The organism is Thermostichus sp. MS-CIW-41 (assembly GCF_054058915.1).
On sequence record NZ_JBSSBO010000024.1, the window covers coordinates 21,511 to 43,335 of the forward strand.

The window sequence follows — 21,825 nt, forward strand, 5'->3', positions numbered from 1 at the left end:
CCAAGCTAACTCCAGCCACAATGGGGAAAGTTGGACCAAATCTATCCCCTACCGATGCGTGTCGAGGCTGTTGAGGGTAAGCCCTGAGACGGCGGCAGAAAGGCCCACTCTTGCTTGACTGAATGTGGAAAAGGGGGGACAGCCTGCATCCATGGGGTTTTGAGGTGTTGGGGGCGTTCCGTTTGCATCTGTGTTGACGCGTGAACAGAGGTAGGCAAGCAGTGAAGGGAGGATCCATGGTTCCGAGCGCGAACAGTCAGAGAGACTACACCGATGCGATGGCCGCCTTTTGGCAGGGAGACTACGTCCGGGCGGTGCGGTTGTTCAACCAAGTGGCCGCTGCTGAACCGCAAGATACTGCTGTCAAGCTGCTGCTGGCTTTGGCACAAAAACAAGCTGGGCAGTTGTTGGAAGCTCGCCAAACCTACAACACCATTTTACAAACAGCCAGTGATCCCGATGAGCTGGAGTCGGCCCGGAAGGGTCTAGAAGAGTTGTTGCAAATGGCACCGGAGCTGGCGGATCTTCCCGATTCCCCAGAAGCGGACGAGTTTCGCTCTCCAGATGAGTTTGCCCGTGGGTCGGATGCCTTTTCGGAAGAGGCTTTCTCTGCTCCCGATCCCTTCTTGCAGTTCGAGGAGATGGGGGAAGAGGAGGCGGATCCCTTTGCTCAGAATCCCTTTCCACTGGAGGCAGACAGCCTTGGCAGCGATTTCATGGGGGAAGAGAGATTCAGGGATCCCTTTGAGACCGGCCTGCAAATGCCGGGAGCTGATCCATTGGGTTCATCTTACCAGATGCCAACCCATCCTCGGGTAACACCACCGGCCACCTCGCGACGGGTAGGCTCGGAAGAGGGCGGGCCTCAAACCGATCCGGTGGTCGAAGATGACTTTGCCTTTCTCAACGAGTTCGATCGAGAGCATCTGGAAGCCCTAGAAGGCGACTCCGACTCCATTACGCAGTTGGCCAGCGATGCCGATGTTCCCAATGAGATGGGCTTCTCCCTGCCCGGTCTTGAGGAAGAGGAAGGGGGATCCCTGGAAGAAGGCCTGCCGACCGAATTGGCTGCCCCCATGAGTGAGCCGATCCCTGCCCCCGATGAAGATACTGCCAGTCCCGGCTCTGCCCTCTTCGAGCTTGACGAGCTAGACAGCCTGGATCGCGAACTTGCCGGCATGGATGGCGGTGAGCCGGTGGGTGCCTTCCGCCCAGATGAGGGGGCGATTGGGGGGATGAGCCCAATGGCGGAGACCGGCAGCGGAGCGGCCCAAGTTCTGCTGCCCACGGCCTCCCTCCCTATTCTCAGTGTAGGTGAACAAGGGGCAAGAACCTCTGCTGGGATCGCCAACCGACCGATTGGGGATCGGCAATTGGCCATAGCGCTTATCCAAGGAGCTGTGAGTTTGGCTGCCGGCTTGGCGATTGGCCTTGGGATCCCGGCCAATGGGGGAGCTCGCTTGATTGCCGGGGTGATTGGAGGCGGGCTGATCGGCACAGGAGCAGGGGTTATCCTCGGGGCCAGCAGTGCCAAACAAATTCGCTCCACCGCCCAAGAGCTGGCCGGCCACTTTGCCGCCTTGGCCCAGGGGAATTATTCAGTACGAGCCACAGCCAACACCCACGATGAGCTGGGGCGCTTGGCCGACAGCTTTAACCAGATGGCGGCTGCCCTTGAAGCCAACTTCGCCGAACTGAGCCAGCGGGCTGCCGAGCAAGGGCAAGCTAAGGAAGACCTACAGCGCCAGGTGATTCGCCTGCTGGACGACGTGGAAGGGGCTGCCCGTGGAGACCTGACGGTGCGGGCAGAGGTGACTGCCGACGTGCTGGGGGCTGTGGCCGACTCCTTTAACCTGACCATTCGCAGTCTGCGAGACATTGTCAGCCAGGTGAAGCGGGCCGCCGCCGCCGTGAACAATGCCGCCTTGCAGAACGAGGACTTTGCCCGCAGCCTCTCTGCCGACGCCTTGCGCCAGGCGGAGGAGATTTCCAACTCCCTCAACTCCATTCAGGAGATGACGGACTCCATTCAAGAGGTGGCCAGCAACGCCCGCGAAGCGGCCAACGTGACTGCCCAAGCCACAGAAGCAGCCGCTCGGGGTGGAGAAGCTGTGGATCGCACGGTAAGTGGCATCCTGGAAATTCGCGAAACCGTGGCAGAAACCACCCGCAAAGTGAAGCGATTGGCGGAATCCTCGCAGGAAATTTCCAAAATTGTGGCTTTGATCTCTCAAATTGCCTCGCGCACCAACCTGCTTGCCCTCAACGCCAGCATCGAGGCGGCACGAGCCGGGGAATCGGGACGGGGCTTTGCCATCGTGGCCGATGAGGTGCGACAACTGGCCGACCGAGCTGCCAAAGCCTCGAAGGAGATCGAGCAGATCGTGTTGCAGATTCAATCGGAAACCGGCAACGTGATGACGGCTATGGAAGAAGGCACCCAACTGGTGATCGAGGGGACGCGGCGGGCCGAGCAGGCCAAGAACAGCCTGGACGAGATTATCGAGGTCAGTCGCCGGATCGACGAGTTGGTGCGGGCGATCTCTCAGGCCACCGTGCAACAAACGGAAACCTCTCGCTCTGTGGCGCAGGTGATGCAATCGGTGGAGTTGACCGCCAACGAGACCTCTAAGGAGGCGCAGAAGGTGGCAGCTTCGCTCCAACAGTTGGTGAGCATCGCCCGCGAGTTGCAAACTTCTGTCGGTCGCTTCCGGGTTGGGGATGAATGAGCAAATCTGCTGTTTTGAGGGCATTCTAGGGACAAGGATCCCCATGCAGGAGACGTTATCGATCCTTAGCAAATGCCACCGGGATCCCCCTGTTCCGACTTTTGGCCGGACTCTTCGCTCAGGCGAGCCTCAATCTGTCCGGTCTGCTATTACTGATGCATACCTGTGGGCTGTAGGAAGGGCCTCCTGCCATGAATGAAGAAGCACAAAAGCGGATCCTCAGTTATTTCATCGAAGAAGCCCGCGACCACTTGGCAACGATTGAACAAGTGCTCCTCAGCTTGCGGGACAGCATGAGCGATCCCGAGCTGATCAACGAGCTGTTTCGAGCTGCTCACTCCATCAAGGGGGGAGCTGCCATGCTGGGCCTCACCAGCATCCAACGGACGGCCCACCGCATGGAAGATTTTTTCAACATCTTTCGCTCCCGTCCAGGCGGAGTGCCTGTCGATCAGCACCTGGAAACCCTGCTGCTGCGGGCTTTTGATGGGCTTTCGATGTTGTTGGAGGAGCTGCAGAGCCCCCGCGGCCTCACCCAAGAAGTCAGCAACACCACCCTGGCGGAACTGGAGCCGGTTTTTCAAGAGACCGAAAGGCACATTCAAAATCTTCTTGGCGAGGGCACTGTTCCCAGCCTTGCTCCAACTCCCGTCTCGTCGCCGGCGGTTCGCACCCTACAGCAGGACATGGCGGAGGTGGTGCCGCAGCAGTTGCGCCAGATGCTGGAGCTGTTTAAACAACGGGATCAGCCAGATGTCCGAGAGCGCTTGGCAGCGGCGAATGCCGTTCTCAAGGAGATCGGACAAGTTCATCATCTGGCGGGCTGGCAACAGTTGACGGAAACTTTCGAGCAAGCCCTGGGCAACCCCGATGCCGACCTGCGTGCTCTGGCTTTGGTCGCCCTGCGGGATTTGAAGCAGGGACAGCAGCTCATCCTAGACGGCAAGGCCGAACAGGTTGCCCCTTCTTCAGAACTGCAACAATTGGCTCGCCCTGCCGCCCCTCCTGCCCCACCGGATCCTCTTGAGGTGGTGGTGCATCAGCAGATCCCGGCCCTGCTGCGCCAGATGCTGGAGCTGTTCAAACGTCCTGACGACCCGGCCACTCGACCGGCTCTGCAAGCTCTGGCCCAATCTTTGCAGGATTTGGGGCAATCTTCGGCTCTGGAACTGGGGGGCTGGACAGATTTGACCCGCTTGATCGGCGAGATTTTGGCGGATCCCGGCCAGGATTTGCGACAACTGGCCCTGCCGGTGCTGCGAGATCTGAAGCAAGCGCACCAAGCTCTGGCCGGCGGAGCGGCAAACACCATCCGACCCTCGGCTGAGTTGCTGGCTTTCCGCCCTGTTCCGGCAGCCCCTGAAGAGCCAGAAGTCTGCGAGCCCTTCGAGCTTGGTCTGGCTTGGGAGTCTGAGGCAGAGCCGCTGTTCCCCCAACCCGAGGAGGGTGCCTCGGAGGATTGGGCTGCGGCTGCTGGGATCCCTGCGGAGGAAGGCGCTACCCCCGATCTGAGCTGGGAAGCGGTAACCCTCGCTGAGACATCCTTTCAAGAGGATGAGCCCGGAGCTGCCCTGTCGCCGGAGCAGGAGAGCGCAGAGGCAAGCGGAGATCTGGCGGCGGAACAGCTCTCATCCCTATGGGAAGTGGGCACTGCTGAGGACTCCGTCCCGCTGGCGGGAACAGATTCAGAGCACCGATCTGTTCCCGCGGAAGAGGGGGATCTGGATCTGAGTTGGCCAGGGATCCGAGCTGAAGCGGCTTGGGAGGAAGACTGGAGGACAGCTGCCGTGCCGGCAGAAAGCCCAGAAGAGGACGGGCAGGGAGCTGACTTGGCCTCTGTTGCGGACGACTTCGGTCGCGTTAGCGGAGCGGAGCTCTATGCCACTCCCTTGGATCTGGAGGAAGAAGCCACCTCAGCCTTTGACGAGCTGTTTGCCAACGCAGAAGCGCTATCCGATATTGAAGAATTCCCAACGGAGCTGATCCCCTCCTCTCCTGAGCCCCTCTTGCAGACCTTTGAGGATCTGAGCCCAAGGTTGGATGAGGAGAGAGCTGAGGCCGATCTGGCGGAGCTGTTTGCCGAAGTGGTGGGTGAAGGGGCAGAGGGGTTTGTCTCTGCTGAGCCTGCCTGGGATGCTGAACAGGAGCCGACTGCCCAGAGCGTTGCTGCGGAAATGGGCGAGGGATCCGGCTTTGTCCCAGACGAAGCCGCAAGTGCCGGGGTAGAGGCCCTATTTGAGCTGGAGGAACTTCCCGTAGAGAGTGCTTTCCGGCAGGAAGGGTCTCAGCTTCCGGACTTGGAGGCCGTTCCCGCTGGTGAGCCGGAGGCCGATCCTTGGGCGGCTGAACCGTCCCCACCCCTTCAGGAAGCCCTTGAGGACGGGGAAATCGCAGCAGATCTCTGGGCTGAATTTCCCGCAGATATCCAGCTAGAGGATTTTTCCATCCCAGCAGATTATCTGGCAGAGTCGGGATCCGACGAGGTGGGATCCTCAGAGTTCGCTGACTCTGCTGCCTTCGATACTGCCGAAGACAGCCTGGAGAGCTTTTTTTCCACCCCTGCGGCAGAAGCCGATCCGGCTTGGTCGATGCCGGAAGCAAGTGAACCTTCCGTATTTTTGGATCCCTCTTTTGGCCCATCCCTGGACATCGCTGAGGCTGATGCTGCCGAAGCTGAGCAACTGGGGGATCTCTTTATCGGCGAACCCTTCCCCACGTCGCCCGACATGGCCAATGAGCCGAGGGAATCGCCAATTCCAGACTTCGGAGCCGAGCTGAGCCTAGGGGATCTCTTCGCCGGCGAGACCCTCGAGGAGGCGTCCGATGGGGACTCCATCCCCCTGACCCAATCAGCAGCTGGGGACACAGCAGAAGCCCAGGAGTGGGCGCTTCTGGAGGAGCTGTTCCCGGTTCAGGAGGAGTCTTTCGCAGACCTGCAACCCACGGCTGAGGAGGCAGTCGCCCCTTCCCCCGAGCTCTCCTTCGACCGTCTCGATGCCCTATTCACCCAGGAATCCGACCCAGAAGAACTGAGCCTGGGGGCCAGGGGATCCCTCTCGGCCATGGATAGCGACAGCCAGGTGGATCTGGATGAGTTGAGCCAGTTCTTTGCAGAAGGGGAAGCGCCCCAAGAAGAACCCCCCTTGGATCTTGCCACCTTCCTGGAGGACACAGAAGCTTTGCAAGCGAGCAGCCTGGCGGAAGTGCCCGTGTCTGAGCCAGAGCCGCCGGTTGCCGCACTGGAGGAAGAAAATGCCCTCCAGCCTGCGGAGGACGATCTGGAAAGCCAGTTGGCCAGCCTGTTTGCAGAGGATGAATCCTTAGCCGTTCCTGTTGGCGAGGCCGAGACCCCAGAGGAAGAGGCGCTGGAAGCTGCTCCGGCTCCCCGTTTGGACGATTTGGCCGCCCTCTTCGACGCTGCCGAGCCGGCGGTAACCCCTGAGCTAGAAAAGGCTATCGCCCCCCTTGTGGGATCCCCTGCAGCCGCGAGCGGCGAGGCTGCTGACGACTTTGCAGCCCAGCTGGAATCGCTCCTGGGCGATCTCGAGGTTCCTGCCCAAGCACCTGCTGCGGCGCCAGCACCTTCGCCGCCAGTTGCCGCTGCTGCTCCAGCAACCCCCACCCCAGCAGCAGCTGCCCCGGCGGCAACTGGGCCGACTTCACGGCGAACTGCTGCCCTCAGCAACCCTGTGATGCGGGTGGAGGTGCGCCACCTCGACTCCATCAACAACCTGGTGGGAGAGTTGGTGGTCATCCGCAACAGCATGGAGCAAAACCAAACCCGTCTGCGCCAGTTTCTGGATGGCCTGTTGGGCCGTGTGCAACAGCTAGGGGATCTGGGCCAGCGCATGCGGGATCAGTATGACCGCTCCTTGCTGGAATCGGCTTTGTTCTCCAGCCGCAGCAGCTCAGCCTATGGCGGCACGGTAACGGTGGGCTTCGGTCGAAATGGGGAGGGATCCAGCCGAGGAAGGCGGAGTCATTCCTCCGGCCAAGAGTTCGACAAGCTGGAGATGGATCAGTTTACGGCCTTCCACGCTCTGGCCCAGGAGATCATTGAGCTCATCGTGCGGGTGCGCGAGTCCTCCTCCGACATCGAGTTTGCCGTGGATGAGGCCGAGCAGATCACCCGCCAATTCCGGCAGGTAACCACCCAACTGCAAGAGGGCCTGAACCGGGCGCGCATGGTGCCCTTCTCGCAAGTTGCCGATCGGTTGCCCCGCGCCATTCGGGATCTCTCCATCAAAACGGGCAAGCAGGCCAGCCTGGTGGTGGAAGGCCGTGACACGCTCATCGACAAGGCCATCCTGGAGGAGCTCTATGACCCCATGACCCACCTGGTGAACAACGCCCTGGTACACGGGATCGAGACCCCTGAGGAGCGGCGGCGGGCGGGCAAGCCCCCTGAGGGCAAGATCACCGTCAAGGCCTTCTATCAGGGCAACCAAACCATCATCATCGTCTCGGACGATGGCGCCGGGATCCCGGTGGAGAAGGTCAAGGCCAAGGCCCAAAGGCTGGGGCTGCTGTCGGAGCAAGCCGACGAAGACGAAGTGTTCAACGTTCTCTTCCACCCCGGCTTCAGTGTTCGCGAGGCCAGCGAAGTGGACGATCTGGCCGGGCGGGGGGTTGGCTTGGATGTGGTGCGCCGCAACATCACCGATCTGCGCGGCAGTATCCAAGTGGATTCTGTGCGGGGCAAAGGAACCACCTTTACCATCCGCCTCCCCCTCACCCTGAGCATTTCCAAGGCCATGGTGTGTGTCAGCGACAAAGCCCTGATCGCCTTCCCCCTGGATGGCGTGGAGGAGATGCTGGATGTTCCTGCCGACGAAGTTCAGCCGGATGAGCAGGGGCGGCCCTCGATTCTCTGGCGGGATCAGCGCCTTCCCTTCCAGCCCCTCTCAAATCTGCTGGCCTACAGCCGCAGCCACAGCCGCAGCCGTTCCGAGGTGTACAGCATCACCCAGGATGAGGGCATTATTCCCATTGTCATCCTGCAAAGTGCCGGCCAGTATGTTGCCCTGCAGGTGGACAGCTTCGTGGAAGAGCAGGAAATCGTGATCAAGCAACTGCGCGGGCCTGTGCCCAAGCCACTGGGCATTTCTGGGGCAACGGTGTTGGGGAACGGGCGGGTCCTGCCGATTGCCGACATCATCGAGCTGGTGGACATAGCCCACGGTCGCCGTCGGGATCTCAACCGCTTCTGGCTGGATCACCGGGATGAGGAGCCAACCCCAGAAGAGGTGCGCCAGACCACCGTGTTGATCGTGGACGACTCGATCACCGTTCGGGAGCTGCTCTCGATGTCTTTCCAGAAGGTGGGCTACCGGGTGGAACAGGCGCGGGATGGCCAGGATGCCTGGGAAAAGCTGCGCGGCGGCCTGCCCTGCGACCTCATCTTCTGCGACATCGAGATGCCGCGGATGGACGGCCTAGAACTGCTCACCCGCCTGCGAGAAGACAGCAACTTCAAGCATCTTCCGGTTGCCATGCTCACCTCGCGGGGGGCAGAACGGCACCGGCAAACAGCACGGGAGCTGGGAGCAACTGCCTACTTCACCAAGCCCTATCTGGAAGAGGAGCTGCTCAGCGCTGCTGCCCGCATGTTGAGGGGAGAACAGTTGTTGGCGCCCAACCCAACTTCCTAATCGCGACAGCGGTGCGGTTCCCGTTCAGTGTGGCGCAGCAACATAGGGTGCTGTAGGCATGGCACTCTCCCATCAGCGGGTGCCGAACAGGCGATCCCCTGCATCTCCTAGGCCGGGGAGGATGTAGCCGTGCTCGTCTAGGCCATCGTCTACAGCAGCGGTATAGATTGGCACATCTGGGTTCTGTTCGTGGAAATACCGGATCCCTTCTGGGGCGGCCACCAGGCAGATGAAGCGGATCGACTGGGGTCGGGTTTGGCGTAGGCGCGCTACAGCCGCTGCTGCCGAATGGCCGGTGGCCAACATTGGATCCACCACCAGCACCTCACGATCCTCGATATCGGTGGGCACCTTGAAGTAGTACTCGATGGGGATCAGGGTATGGGGATCCCGATACAAGCCGATATGCCCCACCCGTGCTGATGGGATCAGCTCCAGCATGCCGTCGAGGAGCCCTTGGCCGGCCCGCAGGATGGAGACAAGCACCAACTTTTTCTCTGCCGCCAACATCGGCGCCAACATTGGGGCCATCGGGGTTTGAATGGGCTGTAGCTTGAGGGGCAGATCGCGGGTCACCTCGTAGGCCATCAAGAGGCTGATCTCCCGCATCAGCGCTCGGAAGTCAGCGGTTGTAGTTTCAACACGGCGCATGAGGCTGAGCTTGTGCTGCACCAGAGGGTGATCGATGGTAATCACCTGGGCCACCATGCTGTGCTCCTGAGATAATCGGGATCCCGTGATGGACGCCAGAATAGCAGAAGCGCTTGTCCCCCCGGTGGGCCGAAGGCTCTATCTGCTTGCTGTTGTCAAGGGGACTAATCCGTGCAGATCCGCTTTGCTGTGGTGAGCGATCCCCACGTCGCCCTCCCTTCCACCCTTTGGGATCACCCCAGCCGATTTCACCTGGTAGAGGTGAGCATCCCGGCTCTGGAACAGGTTTTGCAGCATCTGGTGCAGTTGCCTCTGGATTTTCTGCTGTTGCCGGGGGATCTGACTCAGCATGGGGAGCCGGAAAACCATGCATGGCTGGCAGAGCGGCTGGCTCGACTGCCCTTTCCGGCTTTTGTGGTGCCCGGCAACCACGATGTGCCCCAGCCCAAGGCCAACGGGCGCTCTATTGGTTTGGCGGATTTTCCCCGCTACTACCGAGCTTTTGGCTACGAGGATGGGCAGTCTTTGGATTACAGCCGGGTTCTGCGGCCAGGGATCCGTTTGATCGGCCTCAATTCCAACCATTTTGATGCTCAGGGTCAATTGGTGGGGTGTCTAACCCCAGAACAACTGACCTGGCTGGAGAAAGAATTGGCGGCAGCCAAAGAAGAGCTGGTGCTGCTGATGGTGCACCATAATGTGGTCGAGCATCTGCGCGGCCAGTCTCTCCATCCCTGGGGGCGTCGCTACATGCTGGAGAATGCCTCTCAGTTGCGGCGGCTGCTGCAAGCTTATGGGGTGCAACTGGTGTTCACCGGACATCTGCACATCCAGCACATCGCCCGACGAGGGGGGGTTTACGACATTACCACCGGCTCTTTGGTCAGCTTTCCCCACCCCTACCGCCTTGTCGAGATCCGGTCGGATCGAGAGACCGGAATCCAAGTCCATATCCAGAGCTACCGGGTGGGATCCCTGCCCGATTGGCCCGATTTGCAAGCGTTCTCCCGGGAGTGGATGGCCCAGCGCAGCGAACCAGCGGTGGTTAAGTTTTTAACCTCCGCACCGCTGAATTTGCCTTTGGAACAGGCACAAGCCTTGGCCCCACAATTGCGCTACTTTTGGGCAGCGGTGGCTGCCGGGGATCCAGACCTCACTTTCCCAGACTTTCCCCAGCCAGCAGGCCGATTTCTGGAGCGTTTCAGCCGTTGTTTTCGCTGCCCGCCTGATAACCAGGCCCAGCTTCAGTTCGCTTCCAATTTCTTTTCCAATTTCTTTTCCAATTCTTTTCCAATTTCTAGGGATCCCCCCGAAGGGGGAACATCCCCATCCTGAGCCGGTGTTTGGAGCGTACTGGCAAGTTTCCAATTTCTAGGGATCCCCCCGAAGGGGGAACTCAATTGGGAGAAAGATTCTTGGGCAATTCTTAAATAGTTTCCAATTTCTAGGGATCCCCCCGAAGGGGGAACTAGGCATTGCTTGCCAATGTTGTGCTATCCAGTAACTATTTTCATCCAATGGCAAATTAAAATCCTCGATGATAGGTGTCAACGTAAGCTTTAATGATGCAGGACCATACAGACAATAGTCATGCTTTGACCTTTCTAATTCTTCTCTGTATTTATCCCATTCGTTCATAGGAAGTTACCTAATAGTGATGTTGGTAGTATTCTCTTACCTGTTAGTCTTAGATAAGCAATGGAATTATTTGTAAAGGTAAAAGATTGAATACCTGCATTATCTAGTCGATAAATTCTCCCTGGATAAATAATCCACTTTTCTTGAGTAGAAAAGATAACTGATGAATCAGGATTAGGTCTTATTCCAATTGCTTTAATCTCACACTCAATGATAGTTTTATTTCCTCTTGGAGTACTGATTGTACTGTAGATGAGAGTATTAGATGCACTGTTATAATCAGTAACGTTAGTAACTTGGTAGATAGTGTTTTCTACCATTATGGGAATATCATAAGGACTAATAAAGTCAAATAGTTGTACTAGTGCTTGAATTTCAATAATGTAAATATCATCTACTTGACTAGTTAAGGTTACTAGTCCATTGTCTTCTACACCAGAGAAAGTGTATTGACCTGAGATGATGCCTTGTTTTTTGATAGCCATAGTCTTTTACGGTGGTAACAATGATGGTATTCCTGGACTAGGTAATGAGAATTGTGTAGCTATTCCAGCACTAGCTAATGCTAATCCTGTTAATACTGGAGAAGCTAATGCTACACTAGTTCCTCCTGTAGGTAATGCTAATATAGTAGCTAATGCACTAACATTATATGCTAATGCAGCATTACTAGCTAATGTACTTGCTGCTAACAGAGTCCATCTAATATCATCTTTAGCAGCATTCTCACAAACGTAACGATATAGATTCCTTATTCCCTTTTCTTGCCATAATACCCATACTTTACAAGTAACATCAAAGCTAGGTAGAAGTATAACTGACATGTCTAATGCACATTGACTTAGTTCATAATCGATTCTTACCAAAGAATATGAATTGAATACCGGTATATCTAATGGATACTCATAATTTCCCATATCAAAGATTTCTCTACTTGCTGGTGGTAATGCAGGTAAGTTCTGAGCAACATATTCAGGAATAGGTATTGGGTCATCACATGGGTCAGCAGTAGCACCTTGTTTTACTCTTACATTTAGAGAACCTGCCATTTCAATAAATTCATTGTCAGCTAATCCACTAACTTCTAGGAGAATAAGGTCGCCTTGGTTAAATACTTCTGTTTGATTAATTCTGTCAGACCTAAGAGTTCCATCAAAGACTAACTTTCTTCTTACACTCATACTATCCTCTTTGTTCCTCTTACATGTGTTTCACCTGAATACTTTACTCTAGATACATTGGGTAGCTGCATTATTTCTTTGATACTTTGTTTGAGTTTGCTGTCTGTTGGTCTAAATGGAACAAATACTTTATACTCAGAGAATCCTTGTTGTACTTGTGGAGTTTCCAATTTCTAGGGATCCCCCCGAAGGGGGAACTAGCAATCAAACAGTTCTAGTGCTTTCCATTCTCGCCGGCGAGAATGGTATGTGATTCTCGTTTCCAATTTCTAGGGATCCCCCCGAAGGGGGAACGGAGGTAATATGTTTACTATGGAAGAAATCCTTCAAACCGTTTCCAATTTCTAGGGATCCCCCCGAAGGGGGAACCCCATCGAAATCCCTATCCTCAATTGCCCTGACGTTTCCAATTTCTAGGGATCCCCCCGAAGGGGGAACCCCACCCCTATTAAAGCCAAGCAGGGCAAGGGATGCAAGACCCGTTTGCGAGGGATCCGGAAAAAAGGGGGCAAAAAGAGTTTCGGCGAGGGGGTTTTGGGGCCGGAAAGCCTTGTGGCACAAGGCGTCGAGGGATCCGAAGAAAGAATGGGCTTTTCCGAGATTTTGAGGGACGCTCGCAGAGGCGTTGATACCGTTTTGGTGTTCTTTTGGAAACATCAGGATCCCTGAGGTTTGGCTAGGCTATCTGTTGGCAGGTGGCGAGCTCCTGCTAGGGTTGCTCGATATGGGAGCGAGGCTCCAGGTGGATGAGGATCCGCGCCGGCCCGTAGCGCCCTTGCAGGAGGTGTTCGACTTCCTCAGTGAGGCGGTGGGCGGACTCAATGTCCTGTGGCTCCACCACCAGGTGCATCTCGATAAAGACCATTTCCCCTGGGATCCCGCGGGAAGTGATGTCATGGCAGTCGAGCACGCCTGGCACGCTCAGGATCAGATCCCGCAGGGCCTCAGAGGGGATCGCCACCCGGTCGGTGAGGTAGGGAAGATACTCCTGCAGCACTTCCCAGCCGCTTCGGAGCACCAGCAGCGCCACCGGCAAAGCCAGGGCTTGATCCAACCAAGGGATCCCCCAATAATGCATGCCGGCCAACCCCAGCAACACTGTCAGCGTCACCCCAACGTCGCTGAGGGTATGGCGCGCATCGGCCAACAGCAGCGAGCTGGACAGAGCTTTGCCCCAGCGGTGCTCGTAGAGGGTGACAAAGACGTTAATGCCCAACACCCCCACCATCACCCCCAAGGTTAGCTCGTCAATCTGCAGGTGGGGCTGGGGCTCCCAAAACCGCTCCACGGCTGTGCGCAGGATCTCCAGGCTGGCCATCCCCAAAAAGGCGGCGATCCCCAGCGCTCCAATGGCTTCAAACTTGCGATGGCCGTAGGGATGGTCGTCATCGGGCTCTGGCGAAGAAAAGCGCACGGCCACCAAGCCCAAAATGTTGCTGGCGCTGTCGGTGGAGCTGTGCAGGGCATCGGCAATGAGGCTTAGGGATCCCGTCGTCAGCCCCAGGATTAACTTGATCAGAAACACCAGGACATTTAGCCCTAGCGTGACGTACAGCACCCTCTGCACTTGGCGCTGACGGCGGCTGGCTATGGCAGCAGAATCCAGAAAGCTCACTGCAGCTCGGGCGGGGATCCACAGATATCCTGCTTTATTCTGTCACCGACCTCAATAGGGGTAAGGGAGGGTACCCTAAAAGCAAGCTGCTAAGGCTTAGTCAAGTGGCCGCCGATTGGGGAGCGAACTCTGAGTATGCACGTTGCTGTGGTAGGCGCTGGCTATGTGGGCCTGGTAACAGGAGCCTGCCTGGCTCACCTAGGAAATAGCGTTATCTGTGTGGACAACAACCCCGCCAAGATTGAAGGGCTGCAGCGGGGTCGCCTGCCCATCTACGAGCCCGGCCTGGAAGAGCTGGTGCGGGAGGGAACTGCGGCGGGTCGGCTGCACTTTAGCACCGATCTGGGCTCTGGGATCCAGGCCAGCGAGGTGGTGTTTATTGCCGTGGGCACCCCGGCCCTGCCCAGCGGGGATCCCGATCTGCGCTACGTGGAAGCAGTGGCGCGGGAAATTGGCCAGCATCTGGACGAGCGCTACCGAGTCATTGTCAACAAATCCACTGTGCCCATTGGCTCTGGGGACTGGGTGCGCATGCTCATTTTGGACGGGGCCGCTGAAGCTGCCAAGCAGCGGCTGAGCAGCCGGGAAGTGGGGAGGGATCCTGAGGCCAGATCTCTCACCTTGGAGCTCTCGCCTTGGACGCCGCAGTTTGACGTGGTGAGCAACCCCGAGTTTCTGCGGGAGGGCAGCGCCATCCAAGATACCTTCTACCCGGATCGCATTGTGATTGGCTCCAACAGCCCCCGCGCCATTGAAATCATGCGGCAGCTGTATGAACCCATCCTCAACTGCCAGCAGGGCCTGCAAGGGGATCCCGTGCCTTTGCTGGTCACCGACCTGGCTTCTGCCGAAATGATCAAGTATGCCGCCAACGCCTTCCTGGCCACCAAGATTAGCTTCATCAACGAAATGGCCAACATCTGTGAGCGCACCGGCGCCGACATCACCCAGGTGGCGGAAGGGATCGGCCTAGATAGGCGCATTGGCCGCGCCTTTCTCAACGCCGGCATAGGGTGGGGCGGAAGCTGCTTCCCCAAAGATCTGGCGGCTCTCATTCAAACCGCTGCTGACTACGGCTATGAGGCCAAGCTGTTGCAGGCCACGGTGGAGGTCAACCGAGAACAGCGGCAACGTTTGGTGGAAAAGCTGCAGCAAGCCCTCAAGGTGCTCAAGGGTAAAACCGTTGGCCTACTGGGTCTGACGTTTAAACCCCACACCGACGACCTGCGGGATGCCCCTTCCCTGACCTTAATCGAGCAGCTCCACCGCCTTGGGGCAAAGGTGAAGGCGTATGATCCCGTTGTGTCCGCTTCAGGGATGCGGGAGGGGCTAGCCCATGTGGTGGTGGAAACGGATGTGTTCCGGCTGGCCCAGGACTGCGATGCCCTGGTGCTGGTGACGGAGTGGCCGGAGTTTTTGTCGCTGGATTACCGACGGATTGCAGAGCTGATGCGGCGGCCCTTGCTCATCGATGGCCGTAACTGTCTGGATCGGGAGGCGGTGCGGCAGGCGGGCATAACCCTCATTGGAGTGGGCTGGTAGGTGCTGGGGAAATCAGGGGAAATCATGAAGATCCTGGTTACGGGTGGCCTGGGATTTATCGGATCCCACTTGGTAACCCGCCTTCTGCAAGAAGGCCACTGGGTCATTTGCCTGGACAATGGCTCCACAGGCCGGCAGCTCAATGTCCAGGCCCATCTGGACAACCCCGCCTTTCAGCTCATCTGGCACGACGTGGCGGATCCCTTGCCGCCCGCTTTGGAAGAGGCCGGGATCCAGCAGATCTACCACCTGGCCTGCCCCGCTTCTCCCCCCCACTACCAAGCGGATCCCATCCGCACCATCCGCACCAGCCTCTGGGGCACCTACCACCTGCTGCAACTGGCCCAGAAAACGAGAGCGAGGTTCCTGCTGGCCTCGACTTCAGAAGTGTACGGGGATCCCCAAGTGCATCCCCAACCGGAAGACTACTGGGGCCACGTCAACCCCATCGGCCCGCGGGCCTGCTACGACGAATCCAAGCGCTTGGCAGAAACCCTCACCTTCGACTGGCAGCGGCAATACCAGACGGAGATCCGGGTAGCCCGCATCTTCAACACCTACGGCCCCGCCATGCGGGAGGACGATGGCCGCGTGGTGAGCAACTTTATCGTCCAGGCCCTGCGCGGGGATCCCCTGACGGTCTATGGGGATGGATCCCAGACCCGCAGCTTTTGCTACATCTCCGACCTGGTGGAAGGCTTGATCCGGCTGATGAACAGCCCCTACCCCGGACCCTTTAACTTGGGCAACCCAGAGGAGTTCACGATCCTGGAGCTGGCCCAGCAGGTGCTCGCCCTCACCGGCAGCCCTTCTCCCATCGTTTACCGGCCTCTGCCGACGGACGATCCCAGACAACGGCAGCCGGATATTGGCAAAGCCCGCGCCCTCTTGGGTTGGGAGCCTCGGATCCCGCTGCAAGTTGGGCTGCAACAGACCATCCCTTACTTTCGTCGGCGGCTGGGGCTGGAATAACCTTCGGGTGCTCGCGAAATCCCAACCCGTTTGAGAACCATTTTCGCCTCAGCTCGATTGACCTGGGTGAATGGCTGCCAGCGGCTCCAGTTGGCGGGCTTGCTGTTGCAGCCGACTCACCAACTGCCGACATACCATTTCACACAGCTCAAAGCACATGGGATCCGCAATTTGGTAATAAACACTCACCCCCTTGGGCTGACGGCTGACGATCCCTGCCTGGGTCAGGATCTTGAGGTGCTTGGAAACATTGGCCTGGCCCATACCCGTAGCTTCCAAGATTTGGGTGACGTTCTTGGGCCCCGAGCGCAACTGACACAGGATCTGCAGGCGGTTGGGTTCCGCCAAAACCTTGAAGTACTCTGCCACGCTGTCGAGAACCTGCGGCGTCAGGATTGTGCGACACTCATTCACATCCGCTCTGCTCACCGACTTTTCCCCAATCAACAAACCTGCTTGCGCCGTCCATGCAACTTGATTTTAACACTAGATAGTTATATAGTGTTCCTAGAAAGTCCAAGTTCACGTCGGGCTTTCGATACCAGACAGGAGGGCACTATGCTATTTCGCCAACTGTTCGACGCAGAAACAAGCACCTACACCTATTTAATCGCGGATCCGGCAACTCGCGAGGCCGCCCTGGTGGATCCAGTGCTGGAGCAGGTGGAGCGGGATTTGAAGCTGATTCGGGAATTGGGTCTAACCTTGAAGTACTGCCTGGAAACCCACGTTCACGCTGATCACATTACGGGAACCGGGAAGCTGCGGGAACTGACCGGTTGCCAAGGGGTGGTGCCAGTACAGGCCAAGGCTCAATGTGCAGATCGTTTCATCGGTCATGGGGAAACGCTGCAAGTGGGATCCGTCGTCATTGAAGCCATCGCTACCCTGGGCCACACCGACAGCCACATGACCTACCGCGTGAATGGGGATCGCGTCCTTACCGGAGATGCCCTGCTGATCCGCGGCTGTGGGCGCACGGATTTCCAAAGCGGGGATCCCGGCCTGATGTACGACCATGTTACCCAGCACTTGTTTACGCTGCCCGACGAGACTTTGGTCTACCCCGGCCACGACTATCGCGGGCACACCGTCTCCACCATTGGCGAGGAGAAGCGCTGGAACCCGCGCTTTGTGGATCCGGAAACGGGCAACCTGCGTTCCCGTGAGAGCTTCATTGCCCTGATGAACAGCCTCAACCTGCCCCAGCCGAAGAAGATCCAGGAAGCGGTGCCGGCCAACGAGCAGTGCGGCCAAGTGGCAGCAGCGGTTTAATTCCTTCTGGGCAGCGAGGTGCAGGGTAAGCCCCCGCCGGCTGGGGAGCCCATGTGAAACTCCGATGGTGAGGGCCCGCTGCTCTGGGTAACCTTCTCTCAATTGGCTTGCCAGAAATGGAGAGTTTGAGCGTGGATCGAGAAAGTCTCTATGAGAGCGATTTCTACGCTTGGATCCAGCAACAAGCTCAATTTCTGCGGGATGGGGCCTGGGAGAAGCTGGATCTGCCCAATTTAGTCGAGGAGATTGAATCGTTGGGCAGGCAACAGCGGCAGGAACTGCGAAACCGACTTGCAGTTTTGGTTGGGCATCTCCTCAAGTGGGAGTACCAGCCAGAGGGGAGATCCGCAAGCTGGCTCCTCACCCTCCAGCTGCAGCGGCAGGAAGTTCTGGAGCTTCTTGAAGAAAGCCCAAGTCTCAAGCCCTATTTGCCAGAGGCCATCTCCAAGTCTTACTTGGGAGCGCTGAAGCTGGCCCTGGAGGAGACCAAGCTGCCCAGAAAGATTTTCCCCAAAACCTGCCCTTATTCCTCAGAGCAAATCCTGGATAGCCGGTTTTACCCCGGTGAGCCCAGTCATTTGCTTGAGGAGGGGGATTAATCCCAAAAATCGCTGCATTTTGCATTTTAGACAACGCTAGAAGCAAGGAGACAACCATGACCGTAACCCAACAAAACCCTATCCCTTCCGCTTCGCAAGAACGAGATCCCCGTCTCAAGGAGATCGATGCCCTGACCTTAAAACAGTGGCTGGATCAGGGGCGAGTCCAGCTCATTGATGTGCGGGAGCCGGGAGAATATGCCGATGAGCGGATCCCGGGGGCCATCAACATGCCCCTATCTACCTTTGACCCGGCCAAAGTGCCTGCTTCCACGCCAGAGAAGCCGGTGGTGTTGCACTGCCGCATGGGCAGCCGCTCCATCCGCGCCGGTTGTCAGTTGCTAGACCGCGGCTGGCCGGAGGTGATTAGCCTCAAGGGCGGGATCGAGGCTTGGAAAGCGGCCAAGCTGCCCGTTACCCGCACCCAAAATGCGCCCATCTCCATCATGCGGCAGGTGCAGATTGCGGCGGGATCCCTGGTACTCACCGGAACCCTTCTGGGGGCCTTTGTCAACCCCTGGTGGCTGCTGCTGAGTGGCTTTGTGGGCGCTGGGCTGGTGTTTGCGGGTGTAACCAACACCTGTGGCATGGCTCTGCTCTTGGCTCGCATGCCCTGGAACCGAGGTCAGGCGCTATGAGTGGGATCCCTTCTGCTTCCTCTTCGGGGCAAGGGATCCTGGCGCGGTACCTGCCCTTTGCTAAGGAGTCCCTTTGGGTCTTCCACTATCAACGATCAGATTTGCCGGGAGATCTGATCGCCGGCCTTGTGGTGGCCATTCTGTTGGTGCCCCAGAGCATGGCCTATGCCCTGTTGGCCGGGTTGCCCCCCCAAGTGGGCCTGTACGCCAGTATTTTGCCGGTGATCGTCTATGGACTACTGGGATCCAGCCGCGCCTTGGCGGTAGGGCCAGTGGCCATCATCTCCCTCTTGGTGGCGGCGGGGTTAGAGCCCCTGGCCGGTCGCGTCAGCGGGACGGAGTCCTTGCCGGGCAGCCCAGAGTACGGGCAGTTGGCTTTAGGCCTGGCCTTGGAAGTGGGTTTGATTCAAGGGGCGATGGGGTTGTTGCGGCTGGGGTTTTTGGCCAATTTCTTAAGCCACACGGTGGTGACTGCCTTTGGCAGCGCGGCGGCCTTGATCATCGGCTTCAGCCAGCTCCGCCACCTCCTGGGGGTCAAGATCGCCAATACGGAGTCCTTCTTGCTGTTGGTGCAGCGGCTGTGGCAAAGCCTGGATAAGGTAAACTGGGTAACCTTTGGCTTGGGGCTGCTGGCCGTATCCCTGCTGGTGTACGCTCAGCGAAAGTTGCCCCACCAACTGCGGCGTTGGGGTGTGCCTCCAGGTTGGGCCTTGATTTTGACCAAGGGGGCACCGCTAGCGGCTGTGCTCGTGACCAGCCTGTTGGTCTGGGGCCTAAACCTCTCGGAGAGGGCAGGGGTATCCGTTGTTGGCTCCATTCCTTCCGGGTTGCCCCCCTTGGGCTTTCCCTCGTTGAGCTGGGGACAGTGGACAGCGCTTCTGCCCACCGCCTTGGCCATTAGCTTGGTGGGCTTCACGGAAAGCTATGCCGTGGGGCAGTCCTTGGCCAGCCAGCGGCGGCAGAAGGTGGATCCCAACCAAGATCTGGTGGCTTTGGGGGCAGCCAACTTGGCAGCAGCCTGCAGTGGCGGCTATCCGGTAACGGGAGGCATCAGCCGGTCGGTGGTGAACTTTCAAGCAGGCGCCAACAGTGGCCTGGCCTCCCTAATCACCGGCCTGTTGGTGGCTTTGACGGTCATCTGGCTGATGCCCCTGTTCACCTTCTTGCCCCAGACCACCCTGGCGGCCATTGTTCTGGTGGCGGTGCTGGCCCTGGTGGATTTTCACCCCCTGCTGCAAAGCTGGCGCTACGACCGTGGCGATGCCCTGGTTTGGTTGGTAACCTTTGCCAGTGTGCTGGGGATCGGAGTGGAGCAAGGGATCGGAATAGGGGTGTTAGTCTCCATCCTGCTCTTTCTTTGGCGGGCTAGCCGTCCTCACATTGCCATCGTGGGTCAGGTGCCCGGTACGGAGCACTACCGCAACGTGCAGCGCCATGAGGTGATTACCGATCCCCGTATCTTGGCAGTGCGGGTGGACGAGAGCCTGTTTTTTGCCAACGCAGCCTACTTGCAGGAGTATCTGCTGCGAGAGGTGGCGGCGCGACCCACAGTGGAGCAGGTGCTGCTCGTTGCCAGCGCCATCAACTTCATCGACGGCAGCGCTTTGGAAGTGCTGACCCAGTTGGTGGAACGTTTGCAGCAGGCAGGGGTGGGCTTTGCCATGGCCGAGGTGAAGGGGCCGGTAATGGATCGCCTCCAAAAGGCTGGGTTTGTGGAGAAAGTGGGCGCTGAGCGCTTCTTCCTCTCCACTCACCAGGCGATGCAAGCCCTCGGATCCCAGCAGAGCCTCAGTCAGGTGTCATCTTCCTGATCAGCACAAGGGGGGTTTGTTCAGCGGCATTGCCGGCGGGGTTCTTGCCCAGGGCTTGCTCCACCAGCTCCCGCTCTACGCCGGGGCTGGCTGCCAGGATCTTGACCTGCCCCAGATCGTTGGCATCCACGATGGCCACTTCGTAGCCCGTCTGCCGATGCAGATCCCCCACCAACTTGGCCGGATCCCGCGGCCCCAGCACGATGAACTGGTCATAGGGAGGCAGGGTGCCAGTAACGTCGTCGATGAGATCGGCCTGCTCCCCCGCCAGGGCATAAAAGACCCCCGGGATCCCCAGCAGTTTGGCCAGGGATCCCACCACAAAAGCCCACACCACCCGCCAGGCCCCGGAGCAGTCGATCAAAGTCTGCATCCCGTAGCAGCTTGAAAGACTGGTCTTGGAGGGGAAGAAGTAGCACAGGGTGCGGGCCAGCCAGCCGGGTTGGACTTGGAGAGGATGGCGAAAGTTGCCCTGCACAATGGCCACGGCACTCTCGGAAATAGCCACCACATCCCCAGGCTGGACGTGAGGGCTCACGTACCGCTGCAGCACCTCGGCCAAGTCATCGCTGGGGGTCAGCAGATGGGTGGGAACGGCGGCCCAAAGGAGGGATCCCTGCTTCTGCCAGTTCAGCTCTGGCAAGGGCTCCACCTCTTGCAACGGCAGGATGAGGTGGCTGGTCTTGAGGGTGCGCCGCTGCCGCCCGTACTGAATGTAGTCCAACTCCAGCCAGCCAGAGCGCAGATCCGCTAGCCCTTTCCCCTTCAGCTCGATCTCGACTTCTAGGCCAGTCTGGCTCTGGGGGGTGAGGATATAAGCCTGCCAGTAGTTGTCTTGCCGGGGGGGAAGATCCGGATGGCGAGAGCGCAGGCGTAGGCGGGTGTGAATGCCTTCTAGGGATCCGGCGCTGAGCAAATGCAGTCGCGGCTGCACCTGGGCCAAGGTGACCTCAAAGAGGGGGTTGAGGTTGCGGGCCACAAACTCCGCTTGAATGACCCAGTGCTCGGGGGTGTGGCGGCTGATGCGCCAGCCTTGGGGCTCCACCACCAGGTGATCGGCGGGGCGGGTCTTGAGCCAGTAGAGCAAGCTGCCCAAACTCAGCAGCAACCCGGCCACTACCTGAGCCCAGCCCCAGGGATCCCACAGCCAACGCCAAGCCCCCCATAGGCTGAGTCCTGCCCCAGCCAGCACTGTGGCCAATACGCCACGATTCACCATGCTGCTGCTTGTTGCCATTGGGATCCCACTCCTCCAAGTCCTTAAACCCTGCTAAAGTCTGCCCCTTTGTCCACCACAACACCCTAGACTACAGGTACGCTCTAGCTCTTCTCCTGAACCCTAGCCATCCTACCGGGAAACCGAAGCAGGCCGTAGCGGGATCCCTACCTAATTTTTAGTCTCAAACAGTTAGCTTACAAATAGATTTCATTTCAGCTAGAAATCGCAGGAGCCCCGCACTGTACCCGTAGGGTCAGTGTCGGGAGGAATGCGGAAGTTATGATAGAACCATGACCCAAGTCCT

At 58.3% G+C, this 21,825-nt stretch carries 15 protein-coding genes; 9 read left to right on the top strand and 6 right to left on the bottom strand.

The annotated features are described in order from the left end of the window. The first annotated feature begins 236 nt into the window (after positions 1-236). Together ACVWXE_RS08570 and ACVWXE_RS08575 are read left to right on the top strand one after the other, a co-directional pair. Entirely contained in the window at positions 237-2,729 is a 2,493-nt protein-coding gene (locus tag ACVWXE_RS08570) for a methyl-accepting chemotaxis protein (RefSeq protein ID WP_457490084.1), read from the top strand. 191 nt (positions 2,730-2,920) lie between these two features. After that, positions 2,921-8,380 carry a response regulator gene (locus ACVWXE_RS08575; RefSeq protein ID WP_457490085.1) on the top strand — a complete coding sequence of 1,820 codons (5,460 nt, stop codon included), beginning with the start codon at positions 2,921-2,923 and terminating at the stop codon, positions 8,378-8,380. Between the two features lie 72 nt (positions 8,381-8,452). Here the strand turns inward: ACVWXE_RS08575 and upp are convergent, their stop codons facing one another. Beyond that, positions 8,453-9,088: a uracil phosphoribosyltransferase gene (gene upp / locus ACVWXE_RS08580; protein WP_414329961.1), complete on the bottom strand. Its 636-nt coding sequence runs from the start codon at positions 9,086-9,088 to the stop codon at positions 8,453-8,455. Between the two features lie 114 nt (positions 9,089-9,202). Here upp and ACVWXE_RS08585 point away from each other — a divergent pair, with 114 nt between their 5' ends. Continuing rightward, positions 9,203-10,366 (top strand): metallophosphoesterase family protein, encoded by a 1,164-nt coding sequence (locus ACVWXE_RS08585; protein ID WP_457490086.1) that lies wholly within the window; start codon positions 9,203-9,205, stop codon positions 10,364-10,366. A 299-nt stretch (positions 10,367-10,665) separates the two neighbouring features. Here the strand turns inward: ACVWXE_RS08585 and ACVWXE_RS08590 are convergent, their stop codons facing one another. The 3 genes from ACVWXE_RS08590 to ACVWXE_RS08600 all read right to left on the bottom strand — a co-directional run bounded on the left by ACVWXE_RS08590 (position 10,666) and on the right by ACVWXE_RS08600 (position 13,465). Further along, positions 10,666-11,154: a hypothetical protein gene (locus ACVWXE_RS08590; protein WP_414350121.1), complete on the bottom strand. Its 489-nt coding sequence runs from the start codon at positions 11,152-11,154 to the stop codon at positions 10,666-10,668. Between the two features lie 6 nt (positions 11,155-11,160). Beyond that, positions 11,161-11,850 (bottom strand): hypothetical protein, encoded by a 690-nt coding sequence (locus ACVWXE_RS08595; RefSeq protein ID WP_414350122.1) that lies wholly within the window; start codon positions 11,848-11,850, stop codon positions 11,161-11,163. Positions 11,851-12,559: 709 nt separating this feature from the next. After that, positions 12,560-13,465, bottom strand: a complete 906-nt coding sequence (locus ACVWXE_RS08600) for a cation diffusion facilitator family transporter (RefSeq protein WP_457490087.1) — start codon at positions 13,463-13,465, stop codon at positions 12,560-12,562. A gap of 135 nt (positions 13,466-13,600) precedes the next feature. Between ACVWXE_RS08600 and ACVWXE_RS08605 the strand changes: the two genes are divergently transcribed. Then, complete coding sequence (locus tag ACVWXE_RS08605; protein ID WP_457490088.1) at positions 13,601-15,007, top strand: UDP-glucose dehydrogenase family protein; 1,407 nt, start codon at positions 13,601-13,603, stop codon at positions 15,005-15,007. Between the two features lie 24 nt (positions 15,008-15,031). Beyond that, positions 15,032-15,979: a UDP-glucuronic acid decarboxylase family protein gene (locus ACVWXE_RS08610; protein ID WP_457490089.1), complete on the top strand. Its 948-nt coding sequence runs from the start codon at positions 15,032-15,034 to the stop codon at positions 15,977-15,979. A gap of 48 nt (positions 15,980-16,027) precedes the next feature. Here the strand turns inward: ACVWXE_RS08610 and ACVWXE_RS08615 are convergent, their stop codons facing one another. Then, the gene (locus ACVWXE_RS08615; RefSeq protein WP_457490090.1) at positions 16,028-16,393 is read right to left on the bottom strand and encodes an ArsR/SmtB family transcription factor; all 366 of its coding nucleotides are present in this window, start codon (positions 16,391-16,393) and stop codon (positions 16,028-16,030) included. Positions 16,394-16,537: 144 nt separating this feature from the next. Between ACVWXE_RS08615 and ACVWXE_RS08620 the strand changes: the two genes are divergently transcribed. The 4 genes from ACVWXE_RS08620 (at position 16,538) to ACVWXE_RS08635 (ending at position 20,302) form a co-directional block, all read left to right on the top strand. Then, entirely contained in the window at positions 16,538-17,254 is a 717-nt protein-coding gene (locus ACVWXE_RS08620) for an MBL fold metallo-hydrolase (RefSeq protein ID WP_011433521.1), read from the top strand. A 131-nt stretch (positions 17,255-17,385) separates the two neighbouring features. Beyond that, positions 17,386-17,853 (top strand): DUF29 domain-containing protein, encoded by a 468-nt coding sequence (locus ACVWXE_RS08625; protein ID WP_457444790.1) that lies wholly within the window; start codon positions 17,386-17,388, stop codon positions 17,851-17,853. A 56-nt stretch (positions 17,854-17,909) separates the two neighbouring features. Next, positions 17,910-18,491 carry a rhodanese-like domain-containing protein gene (locus tag ACVWXE_RS08630; RefSeq protein ID WP_414330942.1) on the top strand — a complete coding sequence of 194 codons (582 nt, stop codon included), beginning with the start codon at positions 17,910-17,912 and terminating at the stop codon, positions 18,489-18,491. After that, positions 18,488-20,302 (top strand): SulP family inorganic anion transporter, encoded by a 1,815-nt coding sequence (locus ACVWXE_RS08635; protein WP_414417687.1) that lies wholly within the window; start codon positions 18,488-18,490, stop codon positions 20,300-20,302. Before ACVWXE_RS08630 ends, ACVWXE_RS08635 begins: the two co-directional genes overlap by 4 nt. Here ACVWXE_RS08635 and ACVWXE_RS08640 read toward each other — a convergent pair. Next, entirely contained in the window at positions 20,280-21,521 is a 1,242-nt protein-coding gene (locus ACVWXE_RS08640) for a hypothetical protein (RefSeq protein ID WP_457490091.1), read from the bottom strand. The genes ACVWXE_RS08635 and ACVWXE_RS08640 overlap by 23 nt on opposite strands. Positions 21,522-21,825: the final 304 nt, after the last annotated feature.